The sequence below is a fragment of the Streptomyces sp. MB09-02B genome, assembly GCF_033794485.1.
Taxonomy (GTDB): Bacteria; Actinomycetota; Actinomycetes; order Streptomycetales; family Streptomycetaceae; genus Streptomyces.
Map to the genome: position 1 here is coordinate 1 of NZ_JARGEE010000095.1, position 24,618 is coordinate 24,618.

Below are 24,618 nucleotides of genomic sequence, written 5' to 3' on the forward strand. Positions count from 1 at the left end.
GGAGCGGGGTGGGGTCGGTGTTCTTGTGCAGGTGGACGACGGTGTCACCCATGACGGGAGCACTCCTGACTGCCCCGGTGGCGGGGCGGAAGAAACGGGGAAGCGGTCACGGGCCCCGCCCGGCGGACTCGCGCGGGCGGGGCGGGCTCACGGTCGATGGCCGTGGCGGGCGCGGTTCTCGATCTCGCTGAGCTGGGACGGCCGGGTGCGGGGGCCGTCGAACCAGCAGAAGGGGCGGATGCCGGCGGCGGCCTTGAACACGCGGATGGCCGCACCGGCCGGGGCGGTGGGCAGGGCGTAGACGCGGCCCCGGTCGAGGGAAGCCAGCAGACGGGCGGCGTGATGCTCGCATCCGTCGGCCCCGGCGCCCACGGCGTCCAGCACGGTCACCGCGACCGCGCCGACGCACGGCGTGGGGTCTTCGGGGTGAGCGGCGGGGCAACGGTCGTCCACGCTCACCACCAACCCGACTTCTTCTTGGCGGCCTTGGCGCGGGCGGCCTCGGTGATGAGCCGCTGACGCTCCCCGTGCAGCGCCATCAGCTCCGCGTTCAGGCGCGTCTCGGCGGCGGAGCCGATGGAGTCCATGCGGTCCTCGGCGCCGGTCGTGCTGCGGCCCTTGTGGACGCTGCGGGCGCCGCTCGCCATGGCGCGGGTCATCGACAGCCGTTCACGGCTGGTCAGCGGCCACCACTCACCCCGGCGGACCGCTTCCAGCTTCTTCGCGGTCCGCTCGATCTCGCGGTCAAGTCGGCGGATGTCGGAGTTGCCCATGTCAGAGGCTCCTTTGCGACCCGTACGGGCCGGGGTAGGCGCACGGCACGCAGGTGCCGAGCGACGTGGGGATGCAGTAGCTGTAGGTGATCCGGCAGACGGGGCAGGTGCGGCGGGCGAGCATCGCCAGCGCGAGCGCGCCCCACTTGCGCGACGTCATCGGCCGCACCGGAAGGGCGAGGTCGACCCGGTAGAGGTAGGCGACCAGCGGCGGGCGGCGGTGCCGCCCGCGCATGACCTGAGCCGCTATCGGCTGTCCGCCCGGACGCAGACCGAGGGCGCGCAGTCCACGGCGGGTGGCGTAGCCGTCCGGCGCGCACCGCCACGGGTAGGTCGGGATGCCGTAGCGGTCGCCGGTCGGGTCGAAGAACGCGGCACGGGCCACCATCAGGCAGCCTTGCCGGTGCGCTCAGCGAGCAGCGTGTCCCGCAGCGTCCGCGCGTTCGCCGGGGACGTGCGCAGCTCCCGGCGGATGCCTTCGGCGGTCACTTTGGTGTCCGGCCAATCCTCCGTCGCCGTCCGCGCTGCGGCCAGGAGTTGAGCCGCCGTGCGACGGGGCACCTTGGGCCGGGCCACGTCGGGAAGTCGGCCGGTCGCCCGACGAGGGCGGGGCGAGTCGGCCGCGACCGCGTGCGGCTTGACCGGCTCGATCGGCCGCACGACCGGCTTGAGGGGGAGCGTCGACTTCGTGAAGTCGACCGCGACCGGATCGGGCACCCGCACGACCGTCGCAGTGATCGGCGTGGAGGTCGATTCCCGCAGGTCAGCCATAGACCGTTTCATTGTGGTCTCGGTAGATTCCTCCGCATTCGCGGTCGGGGTGGGAATCGGGGCGGGACGATGGTGCAGCACCTTGGCGACCAGGTCGGAACCGAAGTAGATCGACCCGACCGGAAGCGACGTCGCCAGCAGCACCAGCGCGTAGTTCGCCGGGTCCCAGTCGGCCAGACGGCCCCAGTCGACCGACGCGCCGTGCAACTGCGGCACGAGACCATGCACGTAGTTGAGCACCAGCGACGCGAGGGTGTAGGTCCCCAGCACCCGCAGCGCGAACTTGCGGTCGTCGTCGACCAGCACCAGCGCCGCAACCAGCGCGAGCGCCATCAGACCGTCGACCACGAACGGGTACAGCGTCGCGGCCGTGGCATCCGCGCCGATCGCACGCGCCACGTCCCGCAGCGCGTTCCACGACACCCGGAACGCCATACCGACCACGACGACCAGCGCCAGAACCAGCGCTGTCTTGCCCTTGCGGTTGAGGTTCATCGCGCACCGCCCCGCAGGCGACGCAGACGACGGCCGTGCCGCAGCCATCCGGCGACCTGAACAATGCCGCCGGCCGCCACCACGACCTTCCACACATGCTCGTGCGTGACGGCCGAGCCGACGGTGGCGGTCAGCATGACCAGCCCACCCAGCACGATCAGCAGCAGGGCGAACCCCTGCGGCGACGGGTTGGCGCTCACTGGTCCTCCCCCCTCGACTCGCGGCACTTGGGGCAGCCGGGCGGGCACGTCTCGTCGTCGGTCTGCGGGCCGAGCAGGCAGCGGACCGCGAGCACGCCCAGGGCGAGGACCGCGAACACGGTCGTCCACTGCTGGTCGTGGGCGACGAACTGAGCGAAGACCTCCGCCGCGAACAGCGGGAGGACGAGCGCGTACATCAGGGCCCGGCTCATGCGGCACCGCCCGCCGTGTGGTCGGTGGCGGTGCGGTTGGCCAGTACCCGGCGCTCGTGCAGCACCTTGCCGAACGCCCGGCGCAACCGCTTGGCGTCGACCTCGTTCGGCTCGTGGTGGAGCGCGATGATCTGCGCGTCGAGCAGGTCGACCTCCGCGAGGATCGCGGGAATCTCCTGCTCGATCGCGTCCAGCTCGGCGTTCGTCGGCTCCATGAAGTCGGCGAACGCGGTAACAGCGTCCTGAACAGTGACGATGGTGCTCATAGGGTCGCAGTCCTCTCACACAGGAACGGCCCGAACAGCGGCTCCGGTGTTCCCGCACCGGGGCCGCGCGCCGTTGAAGTCGGAACATCCGGCTCCCCTCAGCGCTGCACGTACGAGACGTGCAGCGGAGGCAACCGGCCGCAGCAGGCGCGCTGCGGAAAGGTCGAATCGCGCTGTACCTCACGCGGAAGTCCGCGTAGCCGCCTACTTGGCCGAGGAGAGGCGGCGTGATCCCCATTCAGTTGTCAAAGAGCCGACGCTTCCTTCGTACTCACCCCCTGGGGGGCTTTCCTCCGGGCGCTTTTGTGCAGGTCAAGCCACTAGAACCGGCTTCCCTCCCAAGCTGCTTAGGGGGGGTTGCCGTCTCGCTTGATAGGTACGGTAGGCAAACTCCTAGCTGCGTGCAACCCCCTCTAGCGATAGAGTTCGGTAGCCCCCCTAGGCAACGATTGGAGAATCGTGCACGACGACACGGAGGCGGTCACAGGGATCACGGACCCCGTCGACCGCGCCAAAACGGCAAACGACCTGATCGCGCGGTATCAAAGCCGCGTGAACGAGCTGGGACGCATCCGACGGGAAGCGATCAACGAGGCGCAGGCATCCGGCCTGACGCAGGCAGAAATCGCGAAGCGATTGGGTGTCAGTCGGGGGCGGGTCGGCCAGCTTGCCTCTTCTGGCCCTCCGCCAGAGCGGGCGTTTTTCGGCACGGACCTGGTCACCGTGTCGCTCGGCGGCAAGTACGAAGCGGGTAAGGGACCCGACCAGCACCCCAGCGAGGTAGTCACCCGGGAAGATCTCAACAACTTCGAGCACCTTCGGAAGTTGCTGAGCGGCATGAAGCTAGAGGCTCAGTACGAGGTGATCCCACCGACCGGGATCGTCAACCTCAACCGGGACAACCACGTCGTCATCTGCGGCCCCCGGCTCTCCCCGATCGTGGCGCAGGTACTCGAAGGCGACGACAACCTTCGGTTTGCCAAAGACAGCGCGTGGCACCTAGTCGACCAGGCGGCCGGAAAGGAGTACCGGTCACCGCAGGATGAAGACGGATCGGCCGGGGACGTCGGCTACTTGGGACGACTCCCCCGTCTCGACGGGAAGGGGACGTTCCTCTACATCGCCGGTATCCACGCCATCGGCGCGAACGGAGTCGTTCACTTCCTGGAGAACAATCTGGCAGAGCTTTACCGAGAGGTGCGGACGCGCCGGTTCTCCACCCTGATTTCGTGCCGTTACGACCCGAAGACGCTCGAAGTGCTGGAGAGTCGACGCGTCACCCCGCTGTACCGACACGAAGGCTGAGCATGCGCGTCGCGATCGACACCCAACCCGGTGGAGCGGCCCCCAACGAGGATTGGGCGGCCGGCACACCGACTCTCGCCGTCGTGCTGGACGGACTCAGCACGGCGGGCCTGGACACCGGATGCCGCCACGGCGTGCCCTGGTACGTGGCGCATCTCGGCAGTCAGCTAGTCGCCGGACTGGCAGACCCGGGCACCTCGCTGACAACCGGTTTGGCGGGTGCCCTCGAACGGGTGGCGGCGCTGCATCCCGAATGCGATCTCGACAACCCCGGAACGCCGTCGGCCACGGTGGCGATTCTCCGGGAGCGACAGGGGTTCCTTGACCACCTGGTCTTGGCGGACTCGCCCATCGTGCTCGAAGGGGCCGACGACTTCACGGTGCTCACGGACTTGCGAGTGGACGACGTACTTCCCGACCTACGGGCGGAAGTCGAGCGGTACGAGACGAATACGGCGGAGCACCGGGAAGCGCTCCGCCGACTCGTCACCGAGCAGCGGCAGACCCGGAACACTCCCACCGGCTATTGGGTCGCTGCTTCCAGCACGGAAGCGGCAGCACACGCCGTTGTCGGCAGCACCCCCACCGAGGACGTACACGCCGCCGTCGTTCTCTCCGACGGGGTGTCGCGCCTGGTCACGGAGTACGGCATGGCCACCTGGTCGGAAGTCTTCACGACGCTTCGCGGCGGCGGACCACAAGAGCTGATCGCAAACGTCCGAAAGGTGGAGGCAACCGACCCGACCGGGCGACGGTGGCCCCGCTACAAGTCCGGCGACGATGCTTCCGTTGTCTTCTGCCAGTGGTGAAAGCCGCTGGTCAGTGAGGCCGCCCGTTGTCCTGGTCTTTGTCCAGTGCGTCGACGGCCGCCACCGTTCACCGCAGTACGCCCACCCGCTCTGACCTGCCACATGAACCCCTGCGAACGCCCCCGGACTGCCACGCGGACAGTTAGAAAGCGTGTTGGGGGCAACCCCTCACGAGTTCGAATCTCGTATCCTCCGCCAGTGCCTCACCGGGCACGATGTCGAAGGGCCCCACCGTTCACGGTGGGGCCCTTCGACGTTGTCCGTCTCAGTTTCCGTCTCAGTTCGTCTCTGCGTCCGTTTCCGGGAGCTCCCAGAGAGCATCGCCGACTTGCTGCGCGACCTTGCGGAGCATGGTCCCCGTCACATGCATGTACCGGGCGCGCATCCGGGCCGCTCCCCCAGGCTCCCACCCCATGATCGAGTCGATCACGACGTCTGGGACGCCGAGGATCAGGAGGACGGTCGCGGCGGTGTGGCGAGCGTCATGGAGACGGCCGTCCCGTACGCCAGCGTCCCGCAAGAGCCGCTTCCAGACGTGGAAGTCGGTGTTGGGGCTCAGGGGTCCGCCGACCGGCGAGGCGAAGACGTACCCCTTGCCCTCCCAATCGGCTCCGGCCGCCACCCTTTCCCGCTCCTGCGTCTCATGGTGCTGACGAAGAATCTTGATCAGCGGATCGGGCAGGCCGATGGTGCGCCGTCCCGCGCGCGACTTGGTGGACTTGTGCTCACGGCGGGTCTGCACCTTCTTGGGGCAGTAGCCCGCCTTCCGTCCGCACTGATCGGCGCCGCACCCGTGCGCGTACTTGGGACGCAACCGGTTCTTGCGGATACGGACGTACCCCGCGACGAGATCGACGTCTTCCCAGTGCAAGCCCAGCGCCTCGCCCTGGCGGAGGCCGAGCGCCAGGGCGACGACCCAACGCGCGCTGTTGCGGAGCTTGGCCGCCTCGACGAGGAGGCTCTGAACCTCTTCGATCGTGTACGGCTCGATGTCCTCCTCTTCGAGGCGCGGAGCCTTGGCGATCTCGGCGGCATTCGTGGCGACGTGCCCACGTCGGACGGCCTCACCGAGGGCGACCCGGATCGTCCGGTGAGCGTGGTGGGCGGTGCCGGCGGAGCTCCCGGACTCCTGCATCTTCCGGTAAAAACGCTCCAGGTGCTCGGGCTCCAGCTTGGCGAGCTTATGGGCGCCCAGGCCGGGCACGAGGTGAACACGTACGTCGACCTCGTACCCGTCGTACGTGTTCTCGGAGACGTACGGCTTGGCGATGTTCTCCACCCAGTGCTCAAGCCAGGCTTGCAGCGTCCAGCTCTGCCCCGGCTTCCTGAGCTTCTTGTCGTCCCGCGCCCGCTCCATCTCGCGGACCGCCTTGGTGACTTCGGCCTTGGTCTTCCGTTCGATGTGACGGCGGTCGGGCTTGCCGTCATCACGGACGCCGACCGTCACTCGTCCGTGCCACTTGCCATCCTTGCCGAGGTAGATGGACGAGGCCCCGTTCGGCTGCCGTGTGCGCTTGTTCTCTGCCATGTCGTCCCCCCTCAGGCCGCTTCGGCGGGTCGGTGGCGCAGCTTGGCCACGTAGGCGGGTACGGCGTCCGTGGGGACTCTGCGGAGCCGCCCGACCATGACGGACTCGATCTCTCCGGCAAGCACGAGCCGGAAGCACGTCGTACGGCCGATGCGGAGCCGCCGAGCCGCTTCCTCGACGGTCAGGAGGACCAGGGAGGAGTCGTTGGGCTCCGTCGTGGCCAGGGTGAGGCGGGGCTCAGCCATGAGTCGCTTCTCCTTGTGTCTCGGGGGCGGGTTGGCGTGAGGTGGCGAACCAGGTCTCTGCGGCCGTGAGGCCCGTTCCGGCGAAGCGCCAGTGCGAGAGGACGAGCACGGTGTCGGGGTCGGGTAGCGGATGGCCTGCTTCGGCGGCGCGTTCGCGGGTGAGGGCTTCGTTGTGGTCGGCGCGTTCCTGGCGGAGGGCGCCGAGGGTGACGGAGTAGGCGCGGGATTTGGTGGAGAAGTGGCCGCGGAAGCCGAGCATGTGGGCCCACTTGCGCAGGCGTAGGTCTTCGAGTTCCGGGCGGTCGCCGAGGTGCCAGCAGGTGAGGATCAACTGTCGGGCGTGGTCGGTGACTTCGGCGCCGATGAGGTCGGTGATGGGGTTGCGGATCGGGCGATCGAGGGTGCCTGTAGCCGTCTCGGCGCCCTTGGTGGCGTACTTGGCGATGTAGGCCGCCACGGCACGGCTGGTCAGGTCCGAGGTGCCCTTGAAGTCGGCTGAGTGGATCGGGCGGATGTCGAGTTGCACGCCGAAGCGGAAGGTGTGGGCGTGTCCGTCGAGGACCGGGCCGGGGGTCTCGGCGAGGCCGGCCGCTGTGCGGATGGAGTCGGTGAGGAGTTCGGTCGTCGCCCAGGAGGGTGGGGTGTCTTCGGCGCCCTCGGGGCCGTCGAGGCGGATGACGGCGTGGAAGTGGACTGCGCCGCGCCGCTGGTACTCGGCAACCTTGGCGTACGAGACCTTGAGCGAGTCGCGGAGTTCTGTGCGGGTGAGGCCCGCGCGGGAGGCGAGTTGCTGGCGCAGGTAGGTGGTGAAGCGGGCCCAGAGGGCGCCCGCGTGGGCGTTCCAGAGGACGGCGGCGCGGTAGTCGTAACGGTCTGGGTCCAGAGGTGTGCCGAGGGCGGGGTCGTCGTCGGGGTGCAGTCGGCCGCAACGACATCGGCCGCCGCCGGGGCGGTTGTGGACGGGGCCGAAGGAGGGGGCGGTGAAGGTGGCGAAGACGCGGGGGTGTTCGGCGACGGCCGGGCCGATGCCTTTGCCGCCGCTGAGTCCGGCGGTGACGAGGTGGAAGGTGTCTTTGCGGTAGATCTCGGCGCAGGTCGCGCAGCGGGTGGCCCGGCGGTTGTTGCAGCGGATGAGGAGTTGTCCGGCCGGGAGGTCCGTGTCGGTGATCTCCCGGACGATCTCGCCGGACGCGGCGTGGACGTCGAGCCGGTGGCCCTCCATCCGTACGGGTTGTTCGCAGCCGCCGAGGCGCTGGATCTGGCGGGCGTAGGCGCCGAGGTCGCCGTGTCGGGCGAGGGAGGTCAGTTGGCGGATGGCTCCGAGGGGAGCCGGGGGGTGCATGTGCGGGTTCCTCCTGCCAGGGGTTCGGGGTGTAGGCGCCCACCGCCCACGCCGTCCAGGGGGCTAGACAGTGTGGGCAGGCGTGGGCATGGGTGAAGCCGTTGGGTCAGCGGCGGGTGAGGAGGGAGCGGATGACGACGGCGCAGACAGCGGTCGAGGTGGCCGTGACGGCGACGGCGAGGAGCATGGAGACGAGGACGGCGCCGACGACCAGGACCACGGCGGTGCCGCCGCCGACGAGGGCGAGTGCGGTGCCGGGGGTGAGCTGGACGGCCGGGCGGGACGACGCCTGAGTGGTGGCGGGTGCCGGTTGCGGAGTCGGGGCGGACGGGGTGACGGCGGTCGGCTCGATGACGGCGGGCGGGGTGACCAGGCCGGTCGGCTGAGGCATGGTCGGGATCTTCGGTCGGAGCATGAGCGGTTCTCCTTTCGCGGTTACTTGACGAGGGAGTTGATGACGGGGGCGAGGAGGCTGTCGGCGATGAGGTAGCCGCCGAGGAGCAGCACGGTGATGAGCCACCAGGGCGGGCGGATGAGCTTGACGCCGAGGACCCCGACGCAGAGCAGGGCGAGCCAGAGCGGAACGTCCATGGGGGTGGTCTCCTGTCAGGCCGGGCAGCGGTGGGTGCGGGCGGCGAGTTCGGCGGCGGCGCGGGAGTCGTACTCAGCGGAGAAGTCGCAGCGGGGCGCGGTGCAGGCGGCGAGGTGGCGGTTCTTGCCGCGTTCGAGGTACGAGGCGACGTTCACGGGGCCGATACGGCGGACGTTGCGGAAGCGCCGGTGCATGGCTTGAGTCCCTTTCTCAGAGGTGGGCGGCGACGGACGCGGTCATGGACGGAGGCAGGCCGAGCCGGGCGCGTACGGCGTCGGGGTCGGCCGGGTGGCCGGTGGCCGAGTGGTGTTCGTCGGCCAGGGCCCGGACACGGTCGACGAGCGCGGGAGGGAGCGCGACGGCGGGAACGGGCGCCGGGGCCGGGACGAGATCGGTCACCGGTTCAGTGGCGGCGGGCTCAGGGATGGGGTCGGGGTCAGTGGGCGGTGCCGGGAGCGCGTCCCGGTCGGACATGTCTACGGTGACGGAGGCGGTGCGCGGTTCGTCGTGCGGGCCGGTCGTCGACGGGGCCTGGACCTCTGGTGCTTCCTGGTGGTGGGGTGCGTGGGCGAGGAGCGTGCCGCCGAAGAAGGCGACGGCCGGCCAGCCCGCGACCACGACGCGGAGCCAGGCGGGTACGTGGTCCAGGTCGAGGAGTCCGGCGGTGGCGACGTTGGCGCCGAGGGATGCGGCCAGGGCGACGAGGAACCACAGCCGTGGGCCCCCGGACGGGTGTCCGGCCCGCTGTTCTTCGCGCATCCGGCGCCAGGCGGCGACTAGGAGCAGATCGACGCTGATGGGGTAGGCCCATGCCTTCCAGCCACCCTGTCCGGCCGCTTCGGCGAGGTCGTGGAGGTGGGAGAAGGACAGGGCGCCCGCGATGACGGCTTGGATGATCACGGCGTCCAGGCGGGCGAGTTGGGCGCGCATCGGCTCGTCTTCCTTCCTGTTTTCGGCATGGGAGGGGTAGGGACCTTGGCGTGAGGTGGTCACGCCGACCGTGGGAGGGGGGGTGGCTACTCGGTGACCGGGCGCGTGGTGGGCGCGGCGGGTGCGGCGGCCGGGGCCGACTCGACCGGCGTCGCGGCGAGGGCGGGCCGGAACGAGGCGAGCCGGGGCAGGTCCGGGACCAAGGCCGAGGTGTCGCGGCAGATGGCCGCCGCTTCGTCGAGGGTGAGGTGGGGCGAGCGGACGCGGCACCAGCCGCCGGAGGAGTCGCCGACGACCGCGACGCCGGGCCGTTCGGCCGGGATGGACGTGGCGGCCAACGCCGCTTCGGGAGCGATGTCGGCGAGCGCCATGTTGGCGGAGGTCTCGTCGTTGACGCGGTGGCAGACACGGCCGGTGAGCTGGGCCCGGAGCATGGTGGCGCCCTTGCCGAGTTCGGAGCCGAAGCGCTGCCCGCAGACCTCCAGGTAGATGCCGGCCGCGCGGCCGAGCTGGGCGAGGCGGATGAGCTTGGTGACCATGGCGTCGCGTCGCTTCTCGTCGTCGCGGCTCGCGGCGAGGAAGAGTTCCGCGACCTCGTCGACGACGACCACTACCGGCACCGGCCGCACCTCCTCCGGCAGCCCCCACACGTCGGAGGTGAGCACGGCGTCCGGCCCGGCCACGCTCGACAGCCCGATGAGGCGGAACCGCGCCTCCATCTCCTCCAGCAGGGCGTCAAGGACGTCGTTGGCACGGTCCGAGGTGTCGGCGAGGGCGGACAGGCGGGGCGCGAACGGCGCCAGTTCGACGCCCCATTTGCAGTCGATACCGACGAGGGCGACGGGTTGCCGGGCGAGGCCGCACAGCAGGTTGCGCAGGTACACGGACTTGCCGGACTGCGTGGCGCCGAGGATCAGTTCGTGCGGCACGGTGCGGAAGTCCCGTACGTGCCAGTGACCGTCTTCGCGCAGTGCCATCGGGAGAGTGAGCGGTCCGCTCCCCCGCCAGCGGCGGGCGGGGCGTACGTCGGAGAGCACGTCCCAGCCGATCAGGCGCAGTTCGAGCCGTCCCGGCTTGGTGGGGCGGATGTGCACGGCGTGGGCGCCCCAGGCGTGCCGTAGCCGGTCGGCCGAGGCGGTGAAGTCCTCGGGTGCCTGCCCGGCCGCCATGCGCAGTCGCATCACGAGCCCGGACCCGGTCGGGCGAGGCAGCGACCGCCAGGGCGGTACCGGGGCCGCTTCCCGCCCGATCATCCGGGCCGTGGCCCGACGGACGGCCGAAGCCGGAACCGTCAGGCCACAGGCGTCCATGGTCGCCCTGTAGGTGGTGAGCACGCGCAGGGCGATGACCGGGTACCCGACGAGCCACCAGAACAGGACCGGCGTCCGCCGACGCATGACCAGCAACGCGGCCAGCGTCAGCAGCACCAGAAGCAGAGTCCATACGGCATCGGTCATGGTGATCAGCCCTGCACCGGGGCCGGAGCGTTGACCATGACGGCGTCCGCCCGGTAGGCGATGCCGTGCCGGGTACGGCCACCGAACTCGCTCTCCCAGGGCCGGGCCACCAGGCCGGACAGTACGACGGGGGCTCCCATCACCAGGCCCTCACCGATGCCCGGCTCAGGCACGGTCACCTTGACCATGTCGGAACCACCCGCCGCGATGAACACCAGCTCGACCACCATGAGCCGAGCGTTGGTCACCGGGTCCACGGCGACCTCACCGGTCTGACGGTCCTTCACCTTGACCTCGGGCAGCTTGGTGACGAGCAGCGTCGCGGCGGAAGTGTCCACGGGGATGACACGCATTCTTCGAACCTCACAGGTTGGCGGCGCCGATCTCGGCGCCGATCCGGATTGGATACCCCCCTAGACAGCAGGAGGCAGGCCCCACCGAACTGTCTAGGGGGGTTGACGCCAACAGTAAACCGACGACCCATCTACTGTCTAGGGGGGTATACGAGAAGTCGGTTACGGCGACCGGGTCAGCCCTACGACAGCACCCAGTGAAGGGCGGTCGCGTCGTCCTGTGCTTTGCCGCGCGGCCATCGGCGACCGTCAGGGTCTCCGCTCTCCGCTTCCCGCACCAGGCGGATCAGCTCATCTGGGCCACAGGAGTTGAGCACGCTCAGCAGCTTTTCCCAGTCGGCGAGTTCGAAGCGGTCGACGAGTCGGGTGGCGCCGTCGCTCAGCAGTGTTACCGAGGTGAGGGAGTCGAGTGGCACGGACCCGGTCGCGGCATGCTCGGCGGCACGTGGATCGGGGCCGGCGATCCAGAAACCGCCCGGCCGGTTACGCAGTCCTGTCAGGGCGTCCCTGTACTCGGCGAGCGCAGTAGCGTGTTCCGGCGACCCGGTGGGCAACTGGTCGACCGGGCCCCGGAGTCGCTTGCCGACCTCGTCCAATCGCCGATCCGTCACTACCGACGTAGCCCTGTCGCGTTCGGCGAGGAGCAGCGACGAGTCACCAAGTACGAGGTACTCCAGCTCTGCGTCACCGAGCCGGGCCGCGACGACCGTACTGGTCGGGCTGGCGCGATACGTCAGGTCGCAGCGGTCGCCGTGCAGGGAGCGAACCTCCCCGATCGAGTTGGCCAGGCAGTCAGCGAGCGTTCGGTCCGGGTGAGCGGTGATCTCGCGCAGCAGAAGTGCCCCAAGGGTCCCGGAAAACCAGGCGACCCCGTGCACACACCCCGTCTCCGCCCCTGCCACCCCGGCACCGTCGAGGAGAACGGCGGCACCAGGTGCGGCAGCTGCGAAGTCTTCGTTGTCCAGACCGGGGGCGGCGGGCAGAGAGCCGAGGGCGACTCTCACGCTTCGGCTCCCTCGTCGTGCAGGTAGAGCGGGCAGAGCAGTTCGACGGACTGAGGCTCGCTGGTCTCAGGGTCGTACTCGACACCCACCAGTGTGGAGAAGCGGCGCTCTCCCACCTGCCCCCACAGGGCATTGAGGTCCGAGGCAAGCAACTGGACCACCCCAAGAGAGCCTTGGGTGTGAATACCGGCAATGGCGAGCACGGACCCCTTGCCGTCCGGGCGGGACAGCCGGCCGAGGTATCCCACGTCGTGCGGACGAGACGGATCACCGTCCATCCCTGACCGGTGAACGGTGCCGGTGCGCCGGTCGAGCAGCGTCCAAGGCTCGCCTTCCGCGTGCTGCCAGCTCAGAACCGGGTCCTGGGCGTACAGGTCGCGCATGTCCTCGGACATACCCGGCCCGCAGACGACGACCAGGCCGTTGCGGTTGAGATTGACTTCACCGCTCACGAGCACGTTGCCGGAGGCGACATCGAGGCTGTACGACTTCGCCAGCTCTTCGAGACGCTTGCCGGAGTTCATGTCGTCCATGGCGACGACCGTGCGCTTCTTCACGTCGTCCGACCGAAGCGGAGTGACCACCGTGACGACGCCCGAACCGAAGAAGGCACCTTCGGGCGCCGGACCGGTGTGGCGGATCTGGTGGATACGCCCCCGGCTCAGCCCAGCCTTCTCGGCGATCTGCGCATACGAGAGCCCTTGCGCATGAAGGTCCTGAACCACGCGTCGGCGAAGCCGCGCCAGCTCTGTCACTTCCTGCTGAGCGTCTGCCAACCGGGTCGTGACCTCACGCAGGAGCAGGTACGGATCATCAATCGACATGATCCGCTGCAACTCGTCCGACATGCCTTCACCTCCTAGACCTCCACCGAAGTCTAGGCCCCTAGACAGAAAAGGCGGAAGCAGGCGGCCTGAGCAAGCGCCAATCACGTAGAAGCCGGATCTACGCCGAGGCACACCCCGAGGACTCACCCGCCACCACCGGCGCAGCAGCGGACAGCGAGAGCCGCACCAACTGCCATCACACGCCATCCCGGACCAGGTCGGCCCACACCGTGCGCCCACTCGGCACGTCCTTCACGCCCCAGCCCTTTGCGCAGGCCGAGACAAGGACCAGGCCGCGACCACCGACGTCCTGACTGGCCGCATCGCACATCCGGGGGACAGATTTGCCGCCTTGGTCCACGACTTCGAGCCGCACGCAGTCCGCCCGGAAGGCGACGACCACGAGGAACCAGCCCCCGACCGAGCCGCTGAGCGTGTGCCGGACGGCATTGGTCGCAAGCTCACTCACGACCAGGACCGCGTCATCGGCAACACTCCGCTCTTGCAGTAGGGCGGCGACGAAGTGACGGGCTTCGGCCACCTGATCCGGCAGCCCGGGGAAGGCACGGCACCACTTGGTGAACATGGGAAGACTCCTTGTCTAGAGGGCTAGACAGCACAGAGGGCAGAGTATTCCCCGAGTCCACCACCAACCAAGGCATCTAGAGGAATTATTCCTCTATGGAGTGACGGTGTCCGCCAGGTCGCGAAACTCCTTCATCACCCGCAACAGCAGTTCCCGCACCTCAGCACCGAAGACAGCGGCACCCTCGAAGGAACCGAACACTTCCTCGTACGAGGCGACTTCCTCCCCGTCGCGCGAGACCCGCTCATCCCGGAACGCCTCCACCACGACCGCACTCCGGTCGCACAGGGTGAAGCCATGCCGAGGCATGACCGGCACCGGCCGACCCCACGGGATCACTCCGAGCCGCACGGTGGTCAGGCTCTCGACAGCGAGCAGACGGTCAAGCTGGGCGAGCATGAGCGACGGGGTGCCCGGCCAGGTCCTCAACACTCCCTCGGTGACGACGAACACCGACTCACGTCCGGGCTCGTACAAGACGCTCTGCCGCTCCACGCGAGCAGCTACAGCCCGGCCAACGACCTCAGGCTCAGCATCGGGGGCACTCGCGAAGACATGACGGGCGTACTCGGCACTCTGCAGCATGGCCGGCAGGACCACACACTGAAACGACCTCACCAGCCGGGCCCCGCGGATCGCATCGTCCAGTGCGAGACCGGGGAGCGCACTCGCTTCGGGCTCCGGAGCCGCATCAACCGCCGCCTCCACAGCGGCCAGGAGCTCCCGCACCTCACCCGAGGTCGCCTCATCGAGACCGAGCGCACGAGAAAGCCTGTTGAGAACATCGGAGCTGGGGACCATCCGCCCGGTCTCGACCTTGGACACGGTGGGCTGCCCAACACCGGCTCGCTGCGCCAGAACAGCACCCGTCAGACCGGCACCCGCCCGCAGAGCACGAAGACGCGCCCCAAGCGCACTCATCCGCTCCCGCCGCTCACTCCCCATACCCAGGGTTCTACACCACGGAGGCTCGGCATCCAGCACAGGAGCGCGACCAAGATCAACAGGGCCTCAGTGGCGTGTGATTCAAACTTTCTCTACTGGTTCAAGGCGGCTCGCTCCGCTCCCCGCGCGCGGCCCGGCCCCCGGCCGGGCCTGCGCTCCTGTCTCCGCCCCGCTCCAGCCCGGCCGGCGCCCGTGCCGCGCTCACAGCAATCAGCCGCTTGCAGTAGAAGGGGTACGTCGTGGCTGGGGCGGTCGGCTCCACGGCTTTACGGAGCCACTTTGGCGCGAGCCTCGAAGATCATGGCCCCAACGTCGTGCTTTACCGGGCAGGTCCACCACCTGCCCGACGCGCCGGAAGCTTACGGGGCCATGATCACTCGCGCCAAAGCAGCGCCACCCCAAAGCCGCTCCGCCGACCTGATGACGTAGCCATCCCACCTGGTGTTCCGCTTCATGCCAACTGAGTCAGGTGCTATCCGCGCCGTCTACCACAGCACCAGCTCGACGGGCTGAACTGAGCTCTTCAGCGCGCAGGTCGGAACTATTGGAGAATCTCGCACCCTTCAAATGTGGATTAAACGATGTGGCAGAGATAAGTTCCCCAGACTGAAGCGAATAGATGAGCAGTTCGCCGGAGGTACACGTTACGAGCAGGCGAGAATGATCTGTAGCCTCTCGAGAATTCCAGATTTTCCCACCAAGTTCAGTGGCCCATCGCTTTTCCCATCCCCCTGGTTTAACATCCCAAACGGAAATGCGTTGCGTACCGGAAATGATGACCACTTTATCTTCGCGCGAGAGTGCAACACGCTCACTTTGGGAAAGATCGGCCATGGCTGGTTCGACTTGACTCTTCTCGAAAGCAACAATTCTCCCGAAGCGGTCCGCCATATAGACCGATTGGCCATCATGCATTACTTGGGCGACGTGGGGAAGCCGCGAAACCGAGTCATCTTTGCCGACCGGGAGAACGCCAATATCATTCCACTCTGATTGACCAGGAGTGAACTGAAAAATCTTAGTTTCATGGGAGGACTTAGCCCACACCTGGAGGCCAGAGTCGTAGTCGAAATATGTGAAGTGGGTTGCGTCTTGAACTTCAACGTCGTCGATCACAGCGATAATCTCGTGCGTCCCAAGATCAACGATCTTCCAGCCGAAGCCTGCCCTTGACTCCTCGTCTTGACACACCAGGGCCTCTTTACCTTCCCAAGTAATAGCCCTTGTCGCACATCCAGCCACACGATCCAGAATCGCCCCCGTATCAGACGAAACGATGTAGGAGTCAGTCCCATCACTGTATCCCCACCAGTCGGCGGTGGCGCCTAGGAAGTACCGAGCACCCCGTAGCCAGGAATAGGACACTCCGGTATCAACCTGTCCAAGCTGGATTTCTTCCCGTGGCGAGGTGAGATCACCGTCTCGCCAGAGGAAAATTTTGCGCTCCTCCACGTCATTAGAGGATTCAATCACAAGAGCGCCAACCATTCCGTTTGGATGGATGTTCCCTACGAGGGGTCGGCAAGCACTATCCAGGAACCGGCTCTTCCTCAATCTGGCGGAAGTGAAGTCAGCATCCAGCTTGTCGATTTCCCCCAGGTTCACGCTGTTCAGCATGGCACCCTGGAGATTTGCACCGATGAGCGACATGCGTGGTTGCGACATGTCAGGGTTCCGGAATCCAGTCAAGTCTACGCCTCGCAGATCAGCGCCTTCCAGAGTTCCCTGGGCAAGACCAAGAAGGTTAGCGCAGTTACCACCGAGGGATTCAGGGTTGGCAAGATCTCGCGTCGACTTAATGTGACCGATTAGGACCTGGTCAAACTCTGGGTGCTCACGCGTCATGGCAGCCAGGAAGTCGTAAACTACCGGGTTGAAATCGTCTACCCCGAAACTTTCGCAGAGTTTCTCCGGGGATTCCGCATGAATGAATTCAATAGCGGGGAGGGATCCATTCGCTCGCCGAGCATCGAAATACGCCGACCATGAAAATGATTCAGCGTTAGAGTTACCGGATTGAGGAATGATGCCCAAGAAGTCGCCGCTCAGCAGTCCGAGCTCAGCTGCATATTTGTAAGCGGTGAGAAATTCGAGCAGAGATTTATGGGAGGGGCCATAATCTCCTTCAGCATTGCGCACCAGCATGCCCTGGTTTCGCATATCCTGCTCCCAGTAGTCAAGATCCTTTCTGTTCTCCACGACTGAACCAAAGCAAGCGCGCAATCTATCGGGAAAGTCTCGATAGTTTAGGGTAAGTCGATTAGTCCTCAGCATTTCCCAAGAAACTTCGCTGAGAAATAGAAGCTTGTCGGCTCTTGATGTGAAAGTCCGCTGAGATGTGACATCTCTATCCATCTTGCGCTGGATCGCGTAAAGGTAAATGTGAGTGAGATTTACCGGGGCCCCGCTCTCGATCTCAGGCAAGGCGTCGATAACCAGCTCGGACATGACAGGCCTTCGCATAAGGTCCCGCACATGCTCATTCGCCAACACTGACTTAATTTTGTTCTTATCCTGACCAAGGAGATGTCCGAGCATCCCTTCGATCTGCGTATCATCGAACGGAACTAGTTCCACGATCTCGAACGTGGGGCCATCGGTCGGAATTACGGAAGGAGATGCTGCAACCCTTGCTTCGAAAAGGTCGCGAGCCTCTTTCGCCTCAGGGAAATGTTCGGTTCTGCTACTCAACAGCACCTTAGCTCCAGGCTCTACAGCTTTGGCTAGCTCCCAGAAATTTCCCACCATGGTATTGCGATCTATCCGTGAGGCCATCTCGTCGAATCCGTCGAAAATCAGCAGAAGTCGCCCCATGCGATTCAGGACGCTAAAGACGTCGTAGCTTCGCAGTCCAATCTTATGTTTATTGAAGAAGAATTCAGAGAGCAAGGCAGCCACCGAAGTCTGCTTTGCGTAATCACGCAGGGGTACTACTAGCGGCACTCTAGGACGGGGGAGCCCGCGCTCCTTGGCGTCCCTCCAAGCCTCCGCCAACTTACTGGCGAAGTGGAGACAGAACCACGACTTGCCCATCCCGAATTCGCCCAGCAGTGAAAGGTGCTTCTTTGCTGGGTCTGTAAGCCAAGTCTCAACGTACCTATCGAGGCCACCTTCCTGCCAGTGGTAGCTACTGATGTCGAGTGGCTCGCCGGTAGCCGGATCGACCTCTTCCTTTTGGCAAGACAATGGAATATATCGCGTGTCGATCTTTCGGCTCTTTGTTTCATTCTGAAGCCATTCGATGTACGGCTCGAAATCCACTTCCAAATCGATTAGCTCGTCAAAGGAGAAGCACGAAAACTTATCTTCTGACTCCGCAGCCTTCCGTCGGGCAGCCTCACTGATTCGCAGTTGCGCAACGCCCCAGCCTTCGGCGCCATCCTCTTCGACCGTGATACGTTCCAGCAGTTCAAGGTGATAGAGACCCAGCTCGCCATCGACGCAGAGCACAACTACACGATCAAAGCGCCCCGGTCGGCGCGTTGGCACGCTCACAATCAGTGCTGAGGTGTCATCGCTGGATTTCCAGGTACGTTCAACTCGGTAACCAACGGCAACGAACCATGCTTGCGCATCGGCACTAAGCCGTTCGGCAGGACTCACGGCTGCGCGTGCTGGCTCTTCAACGAGACGGTGAGCTTCTTCTGCGCTACGTGTTCGCCGTACCTCATCAAGCAAAGTGTCGATCTTGTTCTCTACCCGTGTGTGATGGGCATTGCGGCTACGATCAACGAGTTCTTGGAACTTTTCCGTGAAACGCTCCAGCGTCTCTGCTACATCTACCCCGAGATGACCAAACTCGGCAGTTTCGCGATTACGTTCGACTGCCAGCTCAATCTCTTTCTGAACATGTGACCAGTCATTTGTCTCAAAGGATCGAGCGAAAGAGCGCTGCACATACTGGTCTTGAAAAATGCGTAGGGCGGCGCGAGGACGTCCGTAAAGCTCTTCAACTAGAGCGTAGGCGTAGAGACTGTCGAAGTCCTTGGGTGGCTGATTCGGGTCAAGGTGTAGTTTCTTCAGTGCGTTAATGACTGCGGCCCGGCGCATAGCCGCTGCCTTGGCAGGCTCGGCAGCAATCCTGCCAAGGAGGCCAGCAGCAGCAGTGATGATCTCAGGAGGCATCCGCAAACCTCGACTCTCAGACGCTCCGGCACAAGTGTCCGTAGAGTACCGACACGACGTCATCTCGCGTACGTAATTGACACATTCAGTGCTTCCACCGCGAGAGTCCGGTCGTCGGGACCGTGGTCGGTTGCGGCAAGCGGATGACCCTCGACAAGGCCGGCGAAGCCACCGCTGAGCCACTGGATGGCGGACCAAGCGTGGGTGTGCCGGATCGAGCAGAGCGAACCGTGGGACCTGGGAGTCACAGCTCATCTCTCGACTCGGCCTCCCGCTGAACCTCGACCACAACCGCCGCAACGCGGTTCACAGTCGCTTGACGGAACTACGGTCTCAAGCACGGGACTTGCCCATCACTTCCTAGGCCATCGGATGGACCGAAGGGCTAGTGTCTGGGCCGTCTCTGGGCCGTCCGAGGCCGCTCGGCAGTGGCCAACAACGACCAATGACGACCATCCGACCGCGTATGACCACTGCTCTGACCAGCAAAAACCCAGCTCACTAAGATCCCCGGCAAGACCCAGGGCAAGAAGAAGTAGGTCCACAGCTGTGAGCCCCTGAGTTGCCTGTTCTTCACGGCGCGGGGGCGTTACTGGTGGCCTTGGGCCGTTGCACGCCCCGTCTTCCAGATCCACTGCGCTACGCTCCGCGCCATGAAGCTGAAGGCAGCGGCCACACTGGTTCTCGTCGGCGCGGGCGGCATAGCCATCATCGCGGCGACGGGAGTATGGGCTCTGTCAGGCGGGCTCTACGGTTGTACCAAGGCTGACGAAGAGCTCGCCCCAACACTGGCATCCTCCTCCATCCTCGACACGCACCCGAGCCAGACGCAGCCCGAGAACGAGCGATACTCCGGATGCGACGAGGATGACGGATTCGCCTACGCCGGGCAGTACTACCGACTCACGACATCCCGGGCCAGCGTGCTGACTTTCTACCGCCAGGCCGCCGCGGAGGACGGTTGGCGGCTCAAAGGCACCAACCCTTCACCGTCTCCGGCACCCGGCAGCCTCGCGGTCGACACCTCAGCGCTCTGCTTCGAGAAGCCCATCGCAGGCACCACCGCCCACCTCGCTGTGTGGTTCCCCAGCGATCTCGGGGACAACTCCGACGACTACGGCTTGGAAGTCACAGCCAGTCATGACGGCACTGCCTGGTGTTGACCCGCATGACCACGTCCGAGAGAACCAAGGCTCTCCCGGCGGGTGCCGTTCTTGCTGGCGGCAGACGCCCCTCGTGGCATCAATACAGTGCCTCTCATGGACTGGACCGCACCCCTGAGTGCCATAGCCGGTGCGCTTGCCGGCATCGCTGCAACCTTCGTCGTGGACCGAGACCGCTGGAAGCGCGCCCAACAGGCCGACGCACAGACCATCCTGCGTGAGACCTTCGTGACCTACCTCGCCCACTTGGCCCGCGCGACCGAAGGCATGCGTTTTGCCGCCGAGGCAACCTACGACATGCCGGAAGAACGCAGGCGTGCAGTCCGCGCGGCATTCTCCGAGTCTGGTCTGTTCGAGCAGCGCTTCGGCCTAACAATGCTCGCTCCGCCACGCGTAGTCGAGTTGGGCGTCGACGCGTTCCGCACCGTCCGTACGCTGCGTGACCTTCTCGCAGACGGCGCACAAGTCACTGACGGAGCCTTCCAGACCGCACAGCACACGTACTACAAGGCCGCCCAGGCCGCAGCAGCGGCCATGCGCCAAGAACTTGGCATCCCCGAACTCCCGTTCGTGCCCCTGGCATCCAGCCACGATGAACGTAGTCAGCCACAGGCCTGAGCTCCAGAGTCTGCAAGCCCTCATAGCCTGCCCGGCCGTCTCAGTTTCCGTCTCATTCAGCCCCGTTCACCACCGTTCAGGCGAGACCCGGAGTCGCGCCAGCACCGATGGCCAACCGTCCATGCACGCAGGTGAACGCCCCCGCACGCAGGCCACCGCCCCACCACCACAGTTGGAAAGCGTGTTGGGGGCAACCCCTCACGAGTTCGAATCTCGTATCCTCCGCCAGTGCCTCACCGGGCACGATGTCGAAGGGCCCCACCGTTCGCGGTGGGGCCCTTCGACGTTCGTGGGGCGAGGGGTCGGGGTCGGTGCGGCTGGACGGGTGCAGTTCGGGGCCCGACTCCGGTGCCCTCCGCCCGGAGCGGTGTGCCGCCGGATTACATGGGGCTGCGTCTCGGCGCGGGGCGTGCCGGCGTCGTTCACGGCCCCGGATCCGACGAACGAAAGAGCGCAATGGCAGAGCGCGACCCTCGCAACCGCACCGGCCGCCGCCCGCTACTTCGCGGGCTCGCCGCTGCCGTGCTCGCGGCCGGCATGCTGGTGGCCTCGGCGGGACAAGGACACGGAACCGGCGCGGCCACCCCGGCGCCCGGCGCACAGTTCACGCCGCTGACGGCGGAAGTGATCACCAAACCGACGCCGTTCGTCGCCACGGACGGCAAGACGCACATCTCGTACGAACTGCTCACCACCAGCTCCCTGCCCAGCAGCACGCCGTTGCGGCTCGACCGTGTCGACGTCCGCGACGCCCGCACGCACCGGGTCGTCGGCTCGCTGAGCGGGCAGGCGCTGGCCGACGCCGCCAATCCGGTGGGTGACCCGCTGCCGGGAGCGGACGGGGACACCCCGGCGCCTCCGGGGCCGACGCCGACCGTCATCCAGGGCTCCCAGCAGTGGATCATCTGGCTCGACCTGATCCTCGACCGCGGTCAGCGGGTGCCCAAGGTCCTCGAACACCATCTCGCGGGTGCCGTCCTGGCCCCCTCCGGCCCCTCCGCCTTCGAGGAGACGGTGCAGGCCACCCGGACCTCCGGCAGGCCGCCGTTGAACCTGGGCCCGCCGGTCCGTCCCGGCACCTGGTACGCCAGCGAGTCGTGCTGCGGCAACACCCACCACCGGCGCGGACTCGCACCGATCAACGGCCGCTTCTACGTGCCGCAGCGCTTCGCGATCGACTGGTACCGGGTCGGCGAGCGGGGGCAGACCTGGGAGGGCGACCCCGCACAACTCACCAGCTACCTGAGCTACCGTCAGCCGGTCGTGGCCTCGGCCGGCGGCAGGGTGGTGGAGGTCCAGGACGGGCTCCCGGACCAGACGCCACCCGTCACGCCGCCCGTCCCGCCGATCGAGGACACCGTCGGCAACCACGTCACCGTGGAGGTCGCGCCGGGCCGCTATCTGCTCTACGCCCACCTGACACCCGGCTCGCTCAGGGTCCGGGAGGGCGACCGGGTCGAACCCGGCCAGGTCCTCGGGCTGATCGGCAACAGCGGCAACTCGACCACGCCCCACCTGCACTTCCAGGTGATGACCACCCCCGAGTTCTTCCCGACCGACAGCCCGCCGTTCACCTTCCGGCAGTTCCGCGTCGTCGGCCATGTCGAGCCCCGGATCTGGGACGACAACCTGGGCCTGCAGCCGACCGGTGTCCTGCCGATCACGCCCTCGCCGCACGACGGCCCTCACCGTGCGCGGTATCCGCTCGACCGCGAGGTGCTGGAGTTCTGACGTTCCTCGCTGGGTTCTGACGTTCCCCGCTGGGTTCTGACGTACCTCACCGGAGTTCCGACGTCCCTCGCCGGGCATGTCGGCGAAGGGCCCCACCGTTCGTGGTGGGGCCCTTCGACCTGTGGGGCAGTTGGGCGTCTCTGTCGCCGTCAGCCCGTGGCGAGGAGCTTGAGGGTGTCGATCACTCGGTTCGAGAAGCCCCACTCGTTGTCGTACCAGGCGACCACCTTGATGTGGCGGCCGTCGACGCGGGTGAGGGCCGAGTCGAAGATCGACGAGGCCGGGTTGCCCGTGATGTCGGCGGACACGAGCGGGTCGTCCGAGTATTCGAGGACGCCGGCGAGCGGGCCCTCCGCCGCCGCGCGGTACGCCGCCAGCACCTCGTCGCGCGTCACGTCGCGGGCGACGGTCGTGTTGAGTTCGACGATCGAGCCGACCGGGACGGGGACCCGGATCGAGTCGCCGGACAGCTTGCCGTCCAGGGTCGGCAGGACCAGGCCGATCGCCTTGGCCGCGCCCGTCGTGGTGGGCACGATGTTGACGGCGGCGGCGCGGGCGCGGCGGGCGTCGCGGTGCGGGCCGTCCTGGAGGTTCTGCTCCTGCGTGTAGGCGTGCACCGTCGTCATGAAGCCGTGCTCGATGCCGGCGAGTTCGTCGAGCACCGCGGCCAGCGGCGCGAGCGCGTTGGTCGTGCACGAGGCGTTCGAGACGATCGTGTGCACGTCCGGGTCGTACGCGTCGGTGTTGACTCCGAACGCGAGCGTGACGTCGGCGCCGTCGGAGGGTGCGCTGACGAGCACCTTCTTCGCGCCCGCGTCGAGGTGGGCCCTGGCGGCCTTCGCCGAGGTGAAGCGGCCGGTGGCTTCCAGGACGATGTCGACGCCGAGTTCGGCCCACGGCAGGTGCGCGGGCTCGCGCTCGGCCAGCACCGTGATCCGACGGCCGTCGACGACGAGGGTGTTCCCGTCTACGGTCACCGGACGCCCGAGACGGCCGGCCGTGCTGTCGTAGGCGAGCAGCCGGGCGAGGGTCGCGGGCTCGGTGAGGTCGTTGACGGCGACGATGTCGAGGCCGCCGCCGAGGTCGCCGCCGAGGTCGCTGTCGCGTTCGAGCAGTGCGCGCAGCACGTTGCGTCCGATGCGGCCGAATCCGTTGATCGCGATGCGAGTCATGAGTGGTGTCCTGTCCCTTCGATTCGCCACCAGCGTCGCGTGCGGCACCCGGCCGGGACAGCGGCGTGATCGCCACGGTTCAAAAGGATCGCGCCACGTGGCGTGCGTGGCGTGGCACGACGTGGCGCGGCGCGGCAGGTTGCGCGCCCGGCGGGCTACTCGCCCTGGGTGAAGGTGCGCCGGTACTCGCTCGGCGTGGTGCCGAGGATGCGCTGGAAGTGCGTCCTCAGATTCGCGCCGGTGCCCAGACCCACGTCGGCGGCGATCTGCTCGACGCCGCGCTGCGAACGCTCCAGCAGCTCACGGGCCACGTCGATGCGGGCGCGCATGACCCACTGCATCGGCGTGTATCCCGTGTCCTCGACGAAGCGCCGCGAGAACGTACGCGGCGAGACCGCCGCGTGCCCGGCGAGAACCTCGAGGGTGAGCGGCTCACCGAGTCGGTGCAGCGCCCATTCCCGGGTGGCGGCGAACCGTTCGCCGAGCGGCTCGGGCACGCTGCGCGGCACGTACTGTGCTTGGCCGCCGCTGCGGTACGGAGCCGCGACCAGGCGCCGGGCCGCGTGGTTCGACGCGGCCACGCCGAGGTCGCCGCGCAGGATGTGCAGGCACAGGTCGATGCCCGAGGCGGCGCCCGCCGACGTCAGCACGCTGCCCTCGTCGACGAACAGCACGTTCTCGTCGACCCGGACGAGCGGGTGCTTCGCCGCGAGCGCCCGTGCGTAGTGCCAGTGCGTCGTGGCGCGTCTGCCGTCGAGCAGGCCCGTGGCGGCGAGCGCGAAGGCGCCCGTCGAGATGGCGGCGAGCCGCGTGCCCCGGGTGTGGGCTTCGATCAGCGCGTCGACGACGGCCCTCGGCGGCTCGTCACGGTCCGGGAACCGGTACCCGGGGATGAAGACGATGTCGGCCCACGCGACCGCGTCGAGGCCGTGGGCGACGTAGTACGACAGGCCGTCGCCGCCGGTCACGAGTCCGGGAGTCGCCCCGCAGACGCGCACCTCGTACGGCATGCTCGCGCGGGTCGTGAACACCTGCGCCGGAATGCCGACGTCGAGCGGTTTCGCACCCCCGAGGACCAGGACGGCGACGCGATGCAGACGGGAGGACGACGGCGGCACGGGGACAGGGTACGAGGAGTGAGCTCGTGGTAGTTTTAAAAAACCACTGGG

The 24,618-nt window shown here is 66.9% G+C and carries 28 protein-coding genes; 5 read left to right on the plus strand and 23 right to left on the minus strand.

Annotation, left to right across the window (positions count from 1 at the left end; genetic code table 11):
* Positions 1 to 147: 147 nt before the first annotated feature.
* From P1P70_RS16035 to P1P70_RS16065, 7 genes are read right to left on the minus strand one after another with little or no spacing between them, the layout of a single operon-like run.
* Positions 148 to 462 (minus strand): hypothetical protein, encoded by a 315-nt coding sequence (locus tag P1P70_RS16035; protein ID WP_319237710.1) that lies wholly within the window; start codon positions 460 to 462, stop codon positions 148 to 150.
* A complete protein-coding gene (locus P1P70_RS16040; RefSeq protein ID WP_319237712.1) occupies positions 456 to 773 on the minus strand; it encodes a hypothetical protein in 318 nt (105 codons plus the stop codon). The genes P1P70_RS16035 and P1P70_RS16040 overlap by 7 nt, the downstream gene beginning before the upstream one ends.
* A 1-nt stretch (position 774) precedes the next feature.
* Positions 775 to 1,161 carry an RRQRL motif-containing zinc-binding protein gene (locus P1P70_RS16045; RefSeq protein ID WP_319237714.1) on the minus strand — a complete coding sequence of 129 codons (387 nt, stop codon included), beginning with the start codon at positions 1,159 to 1,161 and terminating at the stop codon, positions 775 to 777.
* Positions 1,161 to 2,039, minus strand: coding sequence for a DUF2637 domain-containing protein (locus tag P1P70_RS16050; protein WP_319237716.1), 879 nt, complete (start codon positions 2,037 to 2,039; stop codon positions 1,161 to 1,163). The genes P1P70_RS16045 and P1P70_RS16050 overlap by 1 nt, the downstream gene beginning before the upstream one ends.
* On the minus strand, positions 2,036 to 2,239 hold the full coding sequence (locus P1P70_RS16055) for a hypothetical protein (RefSeq protein WP_319237719.1): 204 nt from the start codon (positions 2,237 to 2,239) through the stop codon (positions 2,036 to 2,038). The genes P1P70_RS16050 and P1P70_RS16055 overlap by 4 nt, the downstream gene beginning before the upstream one ends.
* Complete coding sequence (locus P1P70_RS16060; protein WP_319237720.1) at positions 2,236 to 2,451, minus strand: hypothetical protein; 216 nt, start codon at positions 2,449 to 2,451, stop codon at positions 2,236 to 2,238. Before P1P70_RS16060 ends, P1P70_RS16055 begins: the two co-directional genes overlap by 4 nt.
* Entirely contained in the window at positions 2,448 to 2,717 is a 270-nt protein-coding gene (locus P1P70_RS16065) for a DUF6284 family protein (protein ID WP_319237721.1), read from the minus strand. Before P1P70_RS16065 ends, P1P70_RS16060 begins: the two co-directional genes overlap by 4 nt.
* A gap of 459 nt (positions 2,718 to 3,176) precedes the next feature.
* On the opposite strand from P1P70_RS16065, the gene P1P70_RS16070 reads away from it, so the two are divergent.
* Positions 3,177 to 4,022, plus strand: coding sequence for a sigma factor-like helix-turn-helix DNA-binding protein (locus P1P70_RS16070; RefSeq protein WP_319237722.1), 846 nt, complete (start codon positions 3,177 to 3,179; stop codon positions 4,020 to 4,022).
* A 2-nt stretch (positions 4,023 to 4,024) separates the two neighbouring features.
* Positions 4,025 to 4,831 carry a protein phosphatase 2C domain-containing protein gene (locus tag P1P70_RS16075; RefSeq protein WP_319237724.1) on the plus strand — a complete coding sequence of 269 codons (807 nt, stop codon included), beginning with the start codon at positions 4,025 to 4,027 and terminating at the stop codon, positions 4,829 to 4,831.
* A gap of 277 nt (positions 4,832 to 5,108) precedes the next feature.
* Here the strand turns inward: P1P70_RS16075 and P1P70_RS16080 are convergent, their stop codons facing one another.
* The 14 genes from P1P70_RS16080 to P1P70_RS16145 all read right to left on the minus strand — a co-directional run bounded on the left by P1P70_RS16080 (position 5,109) and on the right by P1P70_RS16145 (position 18,765).
* Positions 5,109 to 6,359: a tyrosine-type recombinase/integrase gene (locus P1P70_RS16080; protein ID WP_319237726.1), complete on the minus strand. Its 1,251-nt coding sequence runs from the start codon at positions 6,357 to 6,359 to the stop codon at positions 5,109 to 5,111.
* 11 nt (positions 6,360 to 6,370) lie between these two features.
* A complete protein-coding gene (locus P1P70_RS16085; RefSeq protein ID WP_060887269.1) occupies positions 6,371 to 6,604 on the minus strand; it encodes an excisionase family DNA-binding protein in 234 nt (77 codons plus the stop codon).
* Positions 6,597 to 7,946, minus strand: a complete 1,350-nt coding sequence (locus tag P1P70_RS16090) for a replication initiator (RefSeq protein WP_319237730.1) — start codon at positions 7,944 to 7,946, stop codon at positions 6,597 to 6,599. The genes P1P70_RS16085 and P1P70_RS16090 overlap by 8 nt, the downstream gene beginning before the upstream one ends.
* A 106-nt stretch (positions 7,947 to 8,052) precedes the next feature.
* Positions 8,053 to 8,361: a SpdD-like protein gene (locus tag P1P70_RS16095; RefSeq protein ID WP_319237733.1), complete on the minus strand. Its 309-nt coding sequence runs from the start codon at positions 8,359 to 8,361 to the stop codon at positions 8,053 to 8,055.
* 20 nt (positions 8,362 to 8,381) lie between these two features.
* On the minus strand, positions 8,382 to 8,537 hold the full coding sequence (locus P1P70_RS16100; protein WP_005476066.1) for a hypothetical protein: 156 nt from the start codon (positions 8,535 to 8,537) through the stop codon (positions 8,382 to 8,384).
* 15 nt (positions 8,538 to 8,552) lie between these two features.
* On the minus strand, positions 8,553 to 8,732 hold the full coding sequence (locus tag P1P70_RS16105; protein ID WP_319237734.1) for a mobile element transfer protein: 180 nt from the start codon (positions 8,730 to 8,732) through the stop codon (positions 8,553 to 8,555).
* A 16-nt stretch (positions 8,733 to 8,748) separates the two neighbouring features.
* Positions 8,749 to 9,468: a DUF2637 domain-containing protein gene (locus P1P70_RS16110; protein ID WP_319237736.1), complete on the minus strand. Its 720-nt coding sequence runs from the start codon at positions 9,466 to 9,468 to the stop codon at positions 8,749 to 8,751.
* A gap of 86 nt (positions 9,469 to 9,554) precedes the next feature.
* The gene (locus P1P70_RS16115; protein ID WP_319237738.1) at positions 9,555 to 10,925 is read right to left on the minus strand and encodes an FtsK/SpoIIIE domain-containing protein; all 1,371 of its coding nucleotides are present in this window, start codon (positions 10,923 to 10,925) and stop codon (positions 9,555 to 9,557) included.
* A 5-nt stretch (positions 10,926 to 10,930) separates the two neighbouring features.
* Positions 10,931 to 11,278, minus strand: coding sequence for a hypothetical protein (locus tag P1P70_RS16120; RefSeq protein WP_319237741.1), 348 nt, complete (start codon positions 11,276 to 11,278; stop codon positions 10,931 to 10,933).
* 182 nt (positions 11,279 to 11,460) lie between these two features.
* On the minus strand, positions 11,461 to 12,282 hold the full coding sequence (locus P1P70_RS16125; RefSeq protein WP_319237743.1) for a protein phosphatase 2C domain-containing protein: 822 nt from the start codon (positions 12,280 to 12,282) through the stop codon (positions 11,461 to 11,463).
* Positions 12,279 to 13,130, minus strand: a complete 852-nt coding sequence (locus tag P1P70_RS16130) for a sigma factor-like helix-turn-helix DNA-binding protein (RefSeq protein WP_319237746.1) — start codon at positions 13,128 to 13,130, stop codon at positions 12,279 to 12,281. Before P1P70_RS16130 ends, P1P70_RS16125 begins: the two co-directional genes overlap by 4 nt.
* A gap of 175 nt (positions 13,131 to 13,305) precedes the next feature.
* Positions 13,306 to 13,695, minus strand: coding sequence for an ATP-binding protein (locus tag P1P70_RS16135; protein ID WP_319237748.1), 390 nt, complete (start codon positions 13,693 to 13,695; stop codon positions 13,306 to 13,308).
* A 93-nt stretch (positions 13,696 to 13,788) separates the two neighbouring features.
* Positions 13,789 to 14,640, minus strand: a complete 852-nt coding sequence (locus P1P70_RS16140; protein WP_319237750.1) for a helix-turn-helix transcriptional regulator — start codon at positions 14,638 to 14,640, stop codon at positions 13,789 to 13,791.
* A gap of 465 nt (positions 14,641 to 15,105) precedes the next feature.
* Positions 15,106 to 18,765, minus strand: a complete 3,660-nt coding sequence (locus P1P70_RS16145) for an NACHT domain-containing protein (RefSeq protein ID WP_319237752.1) — start codon at positions 18,763 to 18,765, stop codon at positions 15,106 to 15,108.
* 653 nt (positions 18,766 to 19,418) lie between these two features.
* Between P1P70_RS16145 and P1P70_RS16150 the strand changes: the two genes are divergently transcribed.
* The 3 genes from P1P70_RS16150 to P1P70_RS16160 all read left to right on the plus strand — a co-directional run bounded on the left by P1P70_RS16150 (position 19,419) and on the right by P1P70_RS16160 (position 22,277).
* Positions 19,419 to 19,928 carry a hypothetical protein gene (locus P1P70_RS16150; protein WP_319237754.1) on the plus strand — a complete coding sequence of 170 codons (510 nt, stop codon included), beginning with the start codon at positions 19,419 to 19,421 and terminating at the stop codon, positions 19,926 to 19,928.
* Between the two features lie 96 nt (positions 19,929 to 20,024).
* The gene (locus P1P70_RS16155) at positions 20,025 to 20,546 is read left to right on the plus strand and encodes a hypothetical protein (protein WP_319237757.1); all 522 of its coding nucleotides are present in this window, start codon (positions 20,025 to 20,027) and stop codon (positions 20,544 to 20,546) included.
* Between the two features lie 456 nt (positions 20,547 to 21,002).
* Complete coding sequence (locus P1P70_RS16160; RefSeq protein ID WP_319237759.1) at positions 21,003 to 22,277, plus strand: M23 family metallopeptidase; 1,275 nt, start codon at positions 21,003 to 21,005, stop codon at positions 22,275 to 22,277.
* 149 nt (positions 22,278 to 22,426) lie between these two features.
* On the opposite strand, the gene gap is transcribed toward P1P70_RS16160, so the two are convergent.
* Complete coding sequence (gene gap, locus P1P70_RS16165; protein WP_319237761.1) at positions 22,427 to 23,449, minus strand: type I glyceraldehyde-3-phosphate dehydrogenase; 1,023 nt, start codon at positions 23,447 to 23,449, stop codon at positions 22,427 to 22,429.
* A gap of 155 nt (positions 23,450 to 23,604) precedes the next feature.
* Positions 23,605 to 24,567, minus strand: a complete 963-nt coding sequence (locus tag P1P70_RS16170) for a GlxA family transcriptional regulator (protein ID WP_319237763.1) — start codon at positions 24,565 to 24,567, stop codon at positions 23,605 to 23,607.
* Between the last annotated feature and the right edge of the window lie 51 nt (positions 24,568 to 24,618).